This window comes from Rathayibacter sp. KR2-224, assembly GCF_049446075.1.
In the GTDB taxonomy this organism is placed as follows: Bacteria; Actinomycetota; Actinomycetes; order Actinomycetales; family Microbacteriaceae; genus Humibacter.
The window spans coordinates 1,514,441-1,527,148 of the sequence record NZ_JBMSEB010000001.1 but is presented as its reverse complement, the minus strand read 5'-3'; the positions used below and the strand labels follow the sequence as shown (position 1 = coordinate 1,527,148).

The following is a 12,708-nucleotide window of genomic DNA, read 5'->3' as shown; positions in this document are numbered from 1 at the left end:
ATGAGACACACCAGCCGACCCATCTCCACCGCCGTCTCGGCCGAAACGATCGAGCGCGAACTCGCCGAGGGCCTCGACCGCCCGAGCGACGAGGTAGCCCGATACGCACTCGCGCTCGGCGACGACGCGTTGATCCTGGCCCAGCGCCTCGGCGAGTGGATCGCGCACGCCCCCGAGCTGGAGGAAGACGTCGCGCTCGCGAACATCGGCCTCGACCTGCTCGGCCACGCGAGGTCGCTGCTCACCTACGCCGGCTCGGCGTGGGGCAAGACAGAGGATGACCTGGCGTACTTCCGCGACGAGTCCGAATTCCGCAACCACCAGCTGTTCGAGCGCCCCAACGGTGACTTCGCCCACACCATCGCGAGACAACTCATCGCCTCCGTGTACTTCGACGCGCTGTACCGGCGGCTGCAGGCATCCGCCGACCCGACGCTCGCGGCGATCGCCGCCAAGGCCGCGAAGGAGGTCGAGTACCACGTCGATCACAGCGTGCAGTGGGTCCGGCGCCTCGGCCTGGGAACGGATGTCTCCCACGAGCGCATGCAGGCTGGTCTGGATGCCATGTGGCCGTTCGTCGACGAGCTGTTCCGTTCGGATGCGTCGCTCGCCACGCTCGACGGCATCGCGGTGCCGCCGGAGAGCCTGCGAGACGCGTTCGACCGCACCGTGCCCGCCGTGATCGCAGAGTCCGGACTCGAGGTGCCCGGGCTTCCGGGTGCCAGGGGAGGCGGACGCGACGGCGTGCACACCGAGGCGTTCGGGCACCTGCTGGCGGAGATGCAGGTGCTCGCTAGGCGGCATCCGGGGGCGACATGGTGATGGAGTCGGCGGACGCGGCCGAGCGCCGGGAGCCGGTGGACAGCGCCGAGCGCCGCGCATGGGCGCTTGCGGCCGAGGTGTGCGACCCGGAGGTTCCGGTGCTCACGATCGAAGACCTCGGCGTGCTGCGCTCGGTGCGGGTCGTCGGCGATGGCGAGGCCGCCACCGTGCGGGTGGAGATCACGCCCACGTACTCAGGGTGTCCCGCGGTCGACGCGATCCGAGACGACATCGTGTCGGCGCTCGCCGCCGCCGGGTATCCGCGCGTTGAGGTGCGCACCGTACTCGCACCGGCGTGGACCACCGACTGGATGAGCGACAGCGCCAAGGCGAAGCTGGAGGCGTTCGGCATCGCACCGCCCGCCGCTCGAAGCGAGGGTCGAGTGGGGCTCGGGCTGGGCATCCGCTGTCCGCACTGCGGGTCGTTGCACACGCGCGAAGTGTCGCGCTTCGGGTCGACCTCGTGCAAGGCACTGTACGTGTGCCAGAGGTGCGGCGAGCCGTTCGACCACTTCAAGGCGCACTGATGCGCGCTGCGACCACCGCATCATCCCCCCTCCCTTCCCAGTCGAAGCGCCGAGGCGCGTTCCACACGCTTACGGTCTCGGCGGTGCGCAGGCTCACCCCGGATGCCATCGAGGTCGCTTTCGCCGTCCCCGATGAGTTGGCGCATGCGTACGACTACGAGCCCGGGCAGTACATCGCCATTCGCACGCGGATCGGCGGCGACATGCTGCGCCGCAGCTTCTCGATCTGCCAGGCGCCGACCCCGGACGAACCGCTCGGCGAACTGCGGGTCGCGATCAAGCGTGACCTGGGCGGCGTGTTCTCGACCTGGGCGCTGGAGAAGCTGCAACCGGGGATGACGCTCGAGGTGATGAGTCCGGAGGGCCGGTTCACGTCGCGCGTGGTCGCCGACAGCCCGGCTCACGACAGCCGGGCACACTGCGCGGCCATCGCGGCAGGCAGCGGCATCACGCCCGTCATCGCGCTCGCGCAGAGCGTGCTCGCCGCCTCGGACGACACCCGGTTCTCGCTCGTCTATTCGAATCGCACCGCGATGGACACGATGTTCGTCGATGAGCTGGCCGACCTGAAGGACCGCTACCCGTCACGACTGGCGCTGTACCACGTGCTCACGAGGGAGCGCCGCAGCTCCGACCTGCTGAGCGGCCGGCTGGACGCCGACAAGCTGAACCTGATCCTGGACCGGCTGCTGCCGGTTGCGGATGTGGACGAGTGGTTCCTCTGCGGGCCGTTCGAGCTGGTGCAGCTGTGCAGAGACGTGCTTGGGGCGCGCGGGGTGCCGGCGGAGAGCATCCGTTACGAGCTCTTCACCACGGGGGAGCCCGGAAGCCCGGCACCCCAGCGCGGCAGGCCGATCGCCGTGGACCCGGGCGAGCAGACGTGCACGATCTCGTTCCGGCTCGACGGCACCACGTCGACGGTGACGAGCGCCGCGCACGCGCGGGAGAGCATCCTCAACGCGGCGCTCCGGGTGCGGGGGGATGTGCCGTTCGCCTGTGCCGGCGGCGTGTGCGGCACGTGCAGAGCCGTTCTGCGCGAGGGCACCGTGGACATGGTGGAGAACTACGCGCTCGAGCAGGACGAGCTGGACCGCGGATACGTGCTGACCTGCCAGTCGATTCCGACGAGTGAGAAGGTCGTCGTCGACTACGACACGTGATCGAGGAGGGGAGAACCATGCCGGTACGCGTTGAGCGCGACGGCGATGTCGCCGAAGTGGTGCTGGACTGGCCGCAGAAGCTGAACTCGCTCGATCGCGACGCTCTCGACGAGGTGGATGCCGCACTCGACTCCGCCGAGGGGGCGCGCTCCCTGGTGGTGCGCGGCGAGGGCCGGGCGTTCTGCGCGGGTCGTGATGTGTCGCACGTGGATCCCGCGACGGATGACCCGCGCGGCTACCTCGATCGACTCACGACGCTCCTGCACCGGCTCACCGAGTTCCCTGCTCCGACGTTCGGCGTTGCGACCGGCGCGTGCCTCGGCGTCGGTCTGGGGCTGCTCATCGCAACCGACGTCGTGTACGTGGCCGACACCGCCAAGATCGGCTCGCCGTTCGCGGGACTGGGTGCCGCGCTCGACTCCGGCGGGCACGCCCTCTTCGTGGAGCGTCTCGGCGCGCATCGCACGCTCGACCTCGTCTACACGGGCGAGCTGATGAGCGGATCGGATGCCGTGGCATCCGGCCTCTTCAGCCGCGTTCTGCCGGCCGGCGAGGTGCTGGCGTTCACGCGGGAGAAGGCGGCGGCGGTCGCGGCGGGACCGACGGCCGCGTTCGTGGCGGAGAAGCGGCTCGTCGCGCGCATCCGCGACGAGAGGATCGGACTGTGGCAGTCGATGGCCGACGAGACGGATGCTCAGGTCGCGCTGTCGAGCACAATCGACTATGCGGAGGGCTTCGCGGCGTTCCAGGACAAGCGCCCGCCGCGCTTCAGCGGCCGCTGAGGGCCGCCGCCCCAACGCGATTTCAGGACAGAGCCTCATCGGCGGCCAGTATGTCGACGGCCCTGCTCAGGTCCTGAAAACGTGTCGTGTTCGGTGGCGCCTGCCGCGCTTCAGCGGCCGCTGAGGGCCGCCGCGAGCGGGGCGAGGCGTTCCGCGAACTCCTCGGAGACGGTGATGAACGACACGCCCGTCGTCTCGCGAAGCCCGAGCAGCGCGTCGGCGTCGCTGGCAGAATCGCCGGACAGCAGCGCCACTGCTCCCGCATCGCGCAACCCCTCGGGCGTCACGCCTGAACTGCGTCGCAACCACTCAGGAACATCGTCGCCGACGCCGGAGATCTGCAGGGCCAGCCCGAGCTGAGCTCTGCCCTCCGCAGTGGATGCCCGCACCCGCTCGGCCTGCGCCGCCACGTCGGACATCGTGGCGGTCGGCGGCAGCGGAAGCGCCACCGTGTCGGCCAGTCGACCGGCGAGACGGAGCATCCGGTCTCCGCTGCCGGCCAACGTGATCGGAAGCGCATCGCCGAGTTCGGCGCGTGCGGCTTCCAGCGTCGCCTGAACCAGGTCGACCCGTTCCCGAGGGGTGCCCCAGTGCCTGCCGAGCGCCATGGCATCCTGCTCGCCCTGCGGCCGCCCGGCACCGATGCCGAGCTCGAACCGTCCGGCCGACAGCTCGACGATCGTCCTGGTTTCGCGCACCACCTCCGAGGGGCTGCGCAGCGGCGCGGCGAGCACCCACGTTCCGAGGTGCAGCTCCGTCGTGGCAGCGGCGGCGGCCGTGAGCGCGAGGAACGGCGACGGCGTGTACAGCGTGTCGGGCACGAGCAGAGCCGAGTAGCCGCTGGCCTCCATCCGCCTCGCGGTCTCGCCCCAGGCGCGAGCGTCGCCGTGCGAACCGCTGACCACGCCGAATCGGAAGGATGTCATGGCACCAGCCTCCCGCGCACGCCTGCCTTGCGCATCCTCCGGCGGGAGGCGAAGTTGCTCCTCCCACGGTAGGAGCAGTTTCTACAACTCGGTCAGCGCGAGCAGCGGCTCCTGCATGCACCGCGCAACGTAGGTGATGAACCCGGATGCCACGTCGCCGTCGCACACGCGGTGATCGAACACGAGCGACAGCGTCGTCACAGTGCGAACCGCGAGCTGCCCGTTCACCACCCAGGGCCGCTCCATAAGCCGCCCCAGCCCGAGCATGGCCACTTCGGGGTGGTTGATGATGGGCGACGAGCCGTCCACGCCGAGCGCGCCGTAGTTGTTCAGCGTGAACGTGCCCCCGGAGAGCGCGGAGGGCGGGTAATCGCCGGCCTGCGCGTGCGCGACCAGGGTGGCGAGGGCATCCCGCAGCTCGCTGAGGCTCAAGCGCTCTGCGCCGCGCACGACAGGCACCATGAGGCCTCTGCCGGTCTGTGCGGCGAGTCCGAGGTTCACCGCGGAGTGCTGCACGATCTCGCCGGCCGCCTCGTCGACCGACGAGTTCAGCACCGGATACCGTCGCAGGCCCGCGACGACGAAGCGCGCCACGAGCGCCGTGACGCTGTACCGCTCGCCGGTCGCCTCGGCGAGACGCTCCTTCGCGCGCACGAGCTCGGTCGCGTCGACGTCGAGCCAGATGGTGGCGTCGGGGATGCTCCGCCTCGAGTTCGTGAGGCGATCGGCGATGATCTTGCGCACACCCACGATCGGGATGCGCGTGTCGGAGCCTCCGTCTTCCGCAAGCCGGGGCGCCTCCCGTCGTGCGGCGATCGCGGCCTCCACGTCTTGCCGCATGACGAGCGATCCGGGCCCCGTTCCCTCGAGTTCCGCTGCGTCGAAGCCGTTGTCCCTGGCGAGCTTGCGCACGATCGGCGACACCACCGGCGACCGCACACCATCGTGCGGCAACGGGGTCGCGGCCGCGACACGTTCGTCTTGTGAGCCGCCGGAGCCGTCTTGCCGCGTTGCGATGCCAACGTGTCGGCGTCCACGGCCGAAGCGTCCGCCCGCGGGGCGACCGATCCGACGGGTGGACTCGGTGACGCCGTAACCCACGAGAACGGCTCCGGATGCCTCCGGCTGCTCGTCGACGCGCTGCGGGGCCGCCTCACCGGCCTCCGCGTGTCCCTCCGCCCAAAGCGCTGTGCCGGGAACGAGCTCGTCGCGCTCCTCTGCCTCCGCGCCGACCGTGATCGTGACAAGCGGGTCGTCCTTGTGCACGACGTCCCCGACCGCCGCGTGAAGTTCGTGCACCCTGCCCGCGTACGGCGACGGCAGCTCGGCGATCGACTTGGCCGACTCCACCTCGACCACCGGCTGATCGACCGCCACCGTGTCGCCAGGCTGCACGAGCCACGACACGATGGTCGCCTCGGTCAGCCCCTCACCGAGATCGGGAAGCAGAAATCGTTCGCGCTGCCCGCCGGGCTCGTCGCCGTGAGCCATGCCGCTCACCACTCCCACGTGTCGAGCGCGGCGAGCACGCGCTCGGCCGTCGGCAGGTAGTACTCCTCGAGCTTGGGCGACGGGTACGGCACGTCGAAGCCCGTGATGCGCAGGATGGGCGCGGCCAGGTAGAAGAAGTTGCGTTCGGTGACCCGAGCCGCGACCTCGGCACCGTACCCTCCGAACTGAGCCGCCTCGTGGATCACCGCCGCCCGCGACGTCTTTCGCACGGATGCCCCAACGGTCTCGTCGTCGAACGGAGACAGCGAGCGCAGGTCGACGACCTCGATGGAAAGGTCCTCGAGTTCGGCGAGCTCCGCGGCATCCAACGCGGTCTTCACCGTTGGTCCGTACGCGAGCAGCGTCACGTCGGTCCCTGAGCGGATGACACGCGCGCGGTCGAGCGGCCGCGCCGGCTGCGCGAGGTCGACGGCATCCTTCATCCAGTACCGGCTCTTCGGCTCGAGGAAGACGACCGGGTCGTCGCTCGCGATGGCCTGCCTGAGCATCCAGTACGCGTCGGACGGGTTCGATGGCGTCACCACCGTGAGCCCGGGCGTGTGGGTCCAGTACGCCTCGGAGGAGTCCGAGTGGTGCTCGACGCCGCCGATCCCACCCGCGTACGGAATGCGGATGACCACGGGAAGGCTCACGCGTCCTTTCGTGCGGTTGTGCATCTTGGCCAGGTGCGAGGTGATCTGTTCGAACGCCGGGTAGCTGAACGCGTCGAACTGAAGCTCGACGACCGGGCGCATGCCGTTCATGGCCATGCCGATGGCCGTGCCGACGATGCCGGCCTCGGCAAGCGGTGAGTCCCACACGCGCTGCTCGCCGAAGCGGGCGGACAGCCCGTCGGTGACACGGAACACGCCGCCCAGCGGGCCGACGTCCTCACCGAAGACGACGACCGAGTCTTCCTCATCGAGCGCGTCGGCGAGTGCGGCGTTGAGCGCTCCGGCGAGGCTGCGGGATGCCGGCGCCGCGGCACTGCCCTGCGCCGGCGCGTCCGTGTGATGCGCGATGGTCATGACGCCCTTCCCGTCTCGGTCGTGCCCGTGCTGGGCGTGCCAGTGCCAGTCGCGCCCATGCCAGTCACACCCGTTCCCGTCGTCCCCGTGCCGCCCGCATACACGTGCGATCCGGATGCCGCCAGCTCGTCGGCGAGGTACGCCCGTTGCTCGGCCATGGATGCCCGCGGTGTTGCGTAGACATGCTCGAACAGCTCGAGCGGGTCCAGGTGCGGCGACTCGTTCATGGCCTCGCGGGTGGTGGCGGCGAGCTGCTCAGCGGCATCCGCGATCTCGGCTCGCAGCTGCTCGGTGAGCGTTCCATCGTCGGTCAGGTACGTCTCGAGCCGGGTGACGGGGTCGAGAGCCCGCCACCGCTCGACCTCGTCGTCGTCCCGGTACCGGCTGGGATCGTCGGAGTTGGTGTGCGCCTCCATGCGGTAGGTGAGGCCCTCGATCAACGTGGGACCCTCGCCGCGCCGCGCGCGCTCGAGGGCATCCGCCACAACTGCATACATCGCCGCGACGTCGTTGCCGTCGACGAAATGCCCTGGCATCCCGTAGCCGATCGCCTTGTCGGCCAGCGTGCGTGCCCTCGACTGCTTGGCGAAGGGCACGCTGATCGCGTAGCCGTTGTTCTGGATGACGAACACGGTCGGCGTCTGCCAGACGGCCGCGAAGTTGAACGCTTCGTGAGCGTCGCCCTCGCTCGTCGCACCGTCGCCGAGAAAGGTCAGGGTCACCGTCTGCTCACCCTTGAGCTTGGCCGCCATGGCGAAGCCGACCGCGTGCAGGGCCTGGGTGGCGAGCGGTGTGGTCTGCGGGGCGACATGGTGCTCAGTCGGGTCGAACGCCGAGTGCCAGTCGCCGCGGAAGAACGACAGGATGCCAACGGGCGGCACGCCCCTGGTGAGCAGTGCTATCGAGTCCCGGTAGGTCGGGAACAACCAGTCGGCATCCGCCAGCGCCGCCGCCGCACCGATTTCGCACGCCTCCTGGCCGAGGGCACTCGGGTAGGTGGCGAGCCGTCCCTGTCTCGTGAGCGCACTGACCTGCACGTCGAACCGCCGCGCGACGACCATGCGGCGGTACAGGTCGAGAAGGATGCCCGCATCCGGCAGCGAGAATCCCGCGGTCCGCTCGGCAGCGGCCGGCCTCCCGCGCTCGTCGATGAGCCTGATGGGCTCGGCGGTAGGTAGTGCAACGGATGCCGCGCGCACGCTCGGGCGGCCTCCTGCGGCGCGCGCCTCTGCCATGACCTCGTCGTCACTCACACTGCCATGGTGCGATGTGCCGGCCCGGGGCGCACCGGAATGCGGCAAGGTCGATTCAGTCGGCAGTTGTGGCCGTAGTACGCGGTCAATTAGGCACGAATCGCACGCTCAGTCGTGCCATTCGTCCGCCGCGTAAAGAGCTGCCAAGAGCTGCGTCGAGGCGGATTGTCCGCGCTATCTCGGCCGAGTGCTCAGCCCACGTCTCAGCCGGCCTGTCGCCCGTCCGAGAGCGGTTGGGCTGCGCGGTCACTCCGCGTCGTCCCAGCGATCGCGTGCGATGCCGGGCGCCGTGCCGTCCCACGACTCGAGCACGATGTAGGAGCGGGTGGATGCCACGCCCTCCACCTCGTGCAGCTGCCGCATGATCACGTCGCTCAGGTGCTCATGGTCTGGCGCGCTCACGGTGACCACGAAGTCGATGTCGCCGCTGACCGCGAGCACGCTCTCCACGAACGGGAGGGCCGAAAGCGAGGCCGCGACATCCTTCCAGCCGGGTTGGCGCTCCACCTTGACGATCACGAGCGCCGTGACGTGCAAACCGATCGCTTTGCGATCGACACGCACGCCGAAGCCCTCGATCACGCCGTCGGCGATGAGCCGCTGCAACCGGCTGGCGACGGCACTGCGCGAGACGTGCACGCGTTCGGACAGGGCTCGAACTGACAGGCGCGAATCCGCGCTGAGCTGCGCGATGATCGCGCGGTCGACCTTGTCCACGTTCATCGCTTCGGTATGGTCACGGAACGGTCGGCTCAGTACCGTCGGCGCCGGTTGTCGGCTCCCGGCCCGTAGATCAGGATGCCGAGCACCGGAATCAGCAGGAAGAACAGCCAACCCCATGCCCACCCGTTCCACACGAAGCCCGCGATGAAGAACAGCCCGAGGGCCAGGAACGGCACGAACGCCATGATCGTGGCGCCCCACCTGCCGCCGAGCGCGCGGGACTGCCGGTAGTCGTCGGGCGCCATGACCGACGACGGCCGCGGCAGGTCGGAGAACAGGGGAGCGAGGTCGCTCCAGGTGACGGCGGACCGTGCGGTGGCGGCGCGCTGCTCGAACTCATCAGCCGTCAACCGCCCCTCGTCGCGGGCCAGGGAGAGCGCCGAGACCGCGTCCTGCCTGTCGTGATCGGCGATGCGTTCGTGCGGGCGAAGCGGATTGGCGTAGTCGACCATGCCTCAAGAGTGCCCGGTCGGCGGCCCGGATGCCAGTACCGCGGGGCGCGCGACCGTTCGCAGCGCGGGCAGCAGGCACTCGATCGCGGCGGAGAGTTCCGGGAACTCGACCGCTTCGCGGGCGGGCTGCGGTGGTGGCGCGCCGACGAGCATCCGTCTGTACTCTCCCAGCAGCCGGGCGAGCGCGCCGAGCTCACGCGATTCCCGGCCGGTGAGCCGATGCCCGTGTTCGACCCGGGCTGCGATGCTGTCAGCGGGTTGCCAGCACCCCTCGATGGCGGGGATGACGTCTGCTCGCTGTGCGCTGCCCCTTTCGCGCAGCCGGGCAAGGCGATCCAGTTTCATCGTCGGCCCCAGCTGGCGTAGGCCCGCGAGCGCCGCGTCGAAGGATGCCCTTCGCTGCGGCACCGCCTCGCGCTCACGGATGCACGCGACGAGCAGGTCTCCGAGCGCGGCGAGGGCTGCGGCGGTCCTCGCCCGGAGCGAGTCGCCCGTTCGAACGGGCAGCACCCACCATGCGACGGCGACCGCGAAGGCGCCGGATGCCGCGATGGCGGCCAGGCGCACGAGCATGACGGGACCGGGCGACGTGCCTTCCAGCTCGGTCAGGATGGACAGCATGGCCGTCATCGCTGCGGCCCACCATCCATAGCCGGCGGGCCTCAGCCACAGGCCGAGCGCCAGGATCACGGCAATGGCGAGCACGGGCATCCCTGCTCCTCCTGCCGCGTGCGGTGTCGCCGGCGCCGCAAGCGACAGTAGGGCGGCGAGAACGGTTCCGCCCAGGGCCCCGATGGTGCGGTGGATGCCCTTGTACAGCACGTCACCGCGCCCGCGGTTGCCGCTGGCCACGACATAACCGGTGAGCACGGCCCAGAACCAGTGCTCCCCGAAGACGACGTGACCGATGAGGAATGCGCCGGACAGCGTCACCGCCATCTGCACCGCCATGCGCGTGCTTGCCATGGGCCTCAGGCTCGACCGCTTGGGGGTCGTGGGCGCGACGGCAGCAGCGGCGCTGTTCGCCCGCGGGGTGACGCCGCTCGCCCTTGCGGCCCACTGCACACCCGTTGCCACGATGGCGACGACAAGTGCAACCGCAGCGCCCCACAACACGAAGCCCTGCCCAGGATGCTCCGCTGCACTCGCCGGCACGGGCACTGGGACGACGAGCACCGCGATGAAGGGCAGTGCGATGAGGGTTCCGATTCGCCTGGCGCGCGGCCCGAAGCGCCGAACCCAGATCGCCGCGGAGAGCACCAGCACGAAGAGCGGGTCGCCCACGAGCGGAACCGCGACCAGCAGGTAGCCGACGCCCGCGGCGGCGATCCCGACCAGGGGCAAGGTCGCGACCGACGACCACCGCTGCGCTGCGGTGGCCCCTGCACGCTCGGCAGTGAAGCTGATCGAGAGCATGACGGCGAGCACGACGACGGACGGTCCCGCGCCGAAGACGACGGCGGGAATGCACGCGGCAACGCCGCTGACGACCGCGATGACGTGCTGAACAGCTGCGGTCCGCAGTCGCAGCAGGCCGGGGTCCGCGAGCGTGCGCAACGCTCTGGCCAAGAAAGTTCGCATGGTGTTACCAATTCGAGGGACGTCTTTGAAGAGTTCGCGGGAAGATCGGGATCGATAGTAAGATATCCCTTAATGAACCAAGCGCGCACTCGAGACCTCTCGTCGCTCCCCGACCCTCCGGCGTACGCCGGAGCTGACGATGAGCGCGCGGTCGCCCCTGCGCAGACGGTCCGCCGCGGCGTGATGCGTCTGGCGCGCCGGCTGAGGAGCGAGCGCACGATGGGCGCCCTGAGCAGCAACAAGCTGAGTGTGCTCGGCACGCTCGCGCGGCTCGGGCCGCTTCCCGCCGGCGCCGTCGCCGAGGTGGAACGGCAGAGACCGCAGTCGCTGACCAGGGTCTTCGCCGAGCTGGCGCTGGAGGGCTTGGTATCGCGTCAACGGAGCGAAGCAGACCGGCGCGAGCACATCCTGTCGATCACGGATGCCGGTCGTGCGGCGCTCGGGGCCGACCTCGCGCAGCGGGATGCCTGGCTGGAGCAGGCGATGATGAGTCTCTCGGCCACCGAACGCGGTGTGCTCGAGCTCGCGGCCGACATCATGGAGCGCATGGCGACGTCCGACACCGCGGCATCGGCCACGGGCCGAGACCACGGCGCGACCGGCCGGGCGGACAGCTCAGCGGCCTGAGGCGCGCCCGGCGCCACTTTCCGCGGAAGAGCGGCAGCGGCGCACCTCGCTCAGCAAGCACAGCGCGCCGCCCTGCCGCAGTCACCCGGCGGCGCGCGCCAGTCGGTCGATCGCCTCGGTCAGCACCTCCGGCGAGCATCCGATGTTCAAGCGCACGTGCCCTGCACCCTGCGCGCCGAAGGTGAGCCCGCTGTTCACGGCCACCTTGGCGCGCTCGAGTGCGACGGCGGCGGGGCCCGCGCCCCAGCCGACGTCGGTGAGGTCGAGCCAGGTGAGGTAGCTGGCGCGCGGTTCCCGGTAGCGCACGGCGGGCATCCGCTCGGCAAGCAGGTGTGTCAGCAGACGCCGGTTGTCTTCGATCGAGGCCAGCACGCCGTTCAGCCACTCTTCGCCGTGCTCGAATGCGGCAGTGCTCGCGATGCGCCCGAAGATGCTGGTGCGCTCCTCGACCTCCTGCGGCATCCCGCGCACGAGGTCGCTCATACGGTTGGATGCCGTGACGAACATGGCGCATTTCAGCCCGGCGAGGTTGAACGCCTTGCTCGCCGAGTGGGCCGCGATGGTGTGGTTCCTCGCGGCCTCCGACACCGTGAGATACGGCGTGAAGGATGCGTCCGAGTGCGTGAGCGGCGCATGGATCTCATCGCTCACGACCACGGCTCCGTGGCGGTCGACCACCTCGCTCAGCTCTGCGAGGCGCTCGCGGGAGTGCACGAGTCCGAGCGGGTTGTGCGGATTGCACAGGAGCACGGCGCGCGCGCCGGCCGCCAGTGCGGCATCGATCGCGTCCAGATCGAGCTCGTAACCACCATCGGCGGTGTGGGCGAGCGGAGCCTCCACCACGCGTCCGCCGGCCTCCGGGATCAGCTCGAAGAACGGCGGGTACACGGGAGGCGTGATGACGACGCCGTCGCCAGGCCGGATGAGCGCGCGGAGTGCCTCCACGATGACCACGCTCACGTCGGTCGTCGTGCTGACGCGCTCGGGGTCGACGTCCCATCCCCAGCGCCTCCGCGCGAAATCGGTGAACGCGCCGACGGAGGCGCCGCCATCGTGCCCGATGTAGCCGGTGTCCGAACGGTCGATGGCGGCGTGCAGAGCGGATGCAACGGGCTCGGCGAGCGGAAAGTCGGACTCTGCCACGAACAGCGGAAGCACGTCGGACGGGTATGCGGTCCACTTCTCGCTGGTGCGGGTGCGGAGAAGGTCGAGGGGCTGAGCGGCGACGCGATCCATGCCTGCCAGCTTGCCATCGGCATCCGACGTGTTGTGATCGCGATCGGGCCGGTTGCTCGTCCCGTTGCCTGTCCAATGGCCGTCCGAAAATCGGAAGACA

The 12,708-nt window shown here is 69.9% G+C and carries 13 protein-coding genes; 5 read left to right on the top strand and 8 right to left on the bottom strand.

Translation table 11 applies throughout. From position 1 onward, the window contains the following. Genes paaC through ACO2Q7_RS06915 form a run of 4 tightly spaced genes read left to right on the top strand, consistent with a single transcriptional unit; the run spans nucleotide 1 to nucleotide 3,291 of the window. Entirely contained in the window at nucleotides 1–822 is an 822-nt protein-coding gene (paaC, locus tag ACO2Q7_RS06930) for a 1,2-phenylacetyl-CoA epoxidase subunit PaaC (RefSeq protein ID WP_423354873.1), read from the top strand. Then, nucleotides 816–1,349 carry a 1,2-phenylacetyl-CoA epoxidase subunit PaaD gene (gene paaD, locus ACO2Q7_RS06925; RefSeq protein WP_423354872.1) on the top strand — a complete coding sequence of 178 codons (534 nt, stop codon included), beginning with the start codon at nucleotides 816–818 and terminating at the stop codon, nucleotides 1,347–1,349. The genes paaC and paaD overlap by 7 nt, the downstream gene beginning before the upstream one ends. Next, nucleotides 1,349–2,509 (top strand): 1,2-phenylacetyl-CoA epoxidase subunit PaaE, encoded by a 1,161-nt coding sequence (paaE, locus tag ACO2Q7_RS06920; RefSeq protein WP_423354871.1) that lies wholly within the window; start codon nucleotides 1,349–1,351, stop codon nucleotides 2,507–2,509. Before paaD ends, paaE begins: the two co-directional genes overlap by 1 nt. 17 nt (nucleotides 2,510–2,526) lie before the next feature. Then, on the top strand, nucleotides 2,527–3,291 hold the full coding sequence (locus tag ACO2Q7_RS06915) for an enoyl-CoA hydratase/isomerase family protein (RefSeq protein ID WP_423354870.1): 765 nt from the start codon (nucleotides 2,527–2,529) through the stop codon (nucleotides 3,289–3,291). A gap of 110 nt (nucleotides 3,292–3,401) precedes the next feature. On the opposite strand, the gene ACO2Q7_RS06910 is transcribed toward ACO2Q7_RS06915, so the two are convergent. From ACO2Q7_RS06910 to ACO2Q7_RS06880, 7 genes are all read right to left on the bottom strand, one after another. After that, the gene (locus ACO2Q7_RS06910; RefSeq protein WP_423354869.1) at nucleotides 3,402–4,217 is read right to left on the bottom strand and encodes an LLM class flavin-dependent oxidoreductase; all 816 of its coding nucleotides are present in this window, start codon (nucleotides 4,215–4,217) and stop codon (nucleotides 3,402–3,404) included. Between the two features lie 81 nt (nucleotides 4,218–4,298). Continuing rightward, nucleotides 4,299–5,708: a dihydrolipoamide acetyltransferase family protein gene (locus ACO2Q7_RS06905; protein ID WP_423354868.1), complete on the bottom strand. Its 1,410-nt coding sequence runs from the start codon at nucleotides 5,706–5,708 to the stop codon at nucleotides 4,299–4,301. Nucleotides 5,709–5,713: 5 nt separating this feature from the next. Further along, a complete protein-coding gene (locus ACO2Q7_RS06900; RefSeq protein WP_423354867.1) occupies nucleotides 5,714–6,736 on the bottom strand; it encodes an alpha-ketoacid dehydrogenase subunit beta in 1,023 nt (340 codons plus the stop codon). Next, the gene (gene pdhA / locus ACO2Q7_RS06895) at nucleotides 6,733–7,971 is read right to left on the bottom strand and encodes a pyruvate dehydrogenase (acetyl-transferring) E1 component subunit alpha (RefSeq protein WP_423355986.1); all 1,239 of its coding nucleotides are present in this window, start codon (nucleotides 7,969–7,971) and stop codon (nucleotides 6,733–6,735) included. The genes ACO2Q7_RS06900 and pdhA overlap by 4 nt, the downstream gene beginning before the upstream one ends. A gap of 264 nt (nucleotides 7,972–8,235) precedes the next feature. After that, nucleotides 8,236–8,712: an Lrp/AsnC family transcriptional regulator gene (locus ACO2Q7_RS06890; protein WP_423354866.1), complete on the bottom strand. Its 477-nt coding sequence runs from the start codon at nucleotides 8,710–8,712 to the stop codon at nucleotides 8,236–8,238. Between the two features lie 29 nt (nucleotides 8,713–8,741). Then, nucleotides 8,742–9,164, bottom strand: coding sequence for a DUF1707 domain-containing protein (locus tag ACO2Q7_RS06885; RefSeq protein ID WP_423354865.1), 423 nt, complete (start codon nucleotides 9,162–9,164; stop codon nucleotides 8,742–8,744). A gap of 3 nt (nucleotides 9,165–9,167) precedes the next feature. Beyond that, entirely contained in the window at nucleotides 9,168–10,745 is a 1,578-nt protein-coding gene (locus ACO2Q7_RS06880; protein WP_423354864.1) for an FUSC family protein, read from the bottom strand. 72 nt (nucleotides 10,746–10,817) lie between these two features. On the opposite strand from ACO2Q7_RS06880, the gene ACO2Q7_RS06875 reads away from it, so the two are divergent. After that, on the top strand, nucleotides 10,818–11,372 hold the full coding sequence (locus ACO2Q7_RS06875) for a MarR family winged helix-turn-helix transcriptional regulator (RefSeq protein ID WP_423354863.1): 555 nt from the start codon (nucleotides 10,818–10,820) through the stop codon (nucleotides 11,370–11,372). Nucleotides 11,373–11,453: 81 nt separating this feature from the next. Here the strand turns inward: ACO2Q7_RS06875 and ACO2Q7_RS06870 are convergent, their stop codons facing one another. Beyond that, nucleotides 11,454–12,608 (bottom strand): MalY/PatB family protein, encoded by a 1,155-nt coding sequence (locus ACO2Q7_RS06870; RefSeq protein WP_423354862.1) that lies wholly within the window; start codon nucleotides 12,606–12,608, stop codon nucleotides 11,454–11,456. Nucleotides 12,609–12,708: the final 100 nt, after the last annotated feature.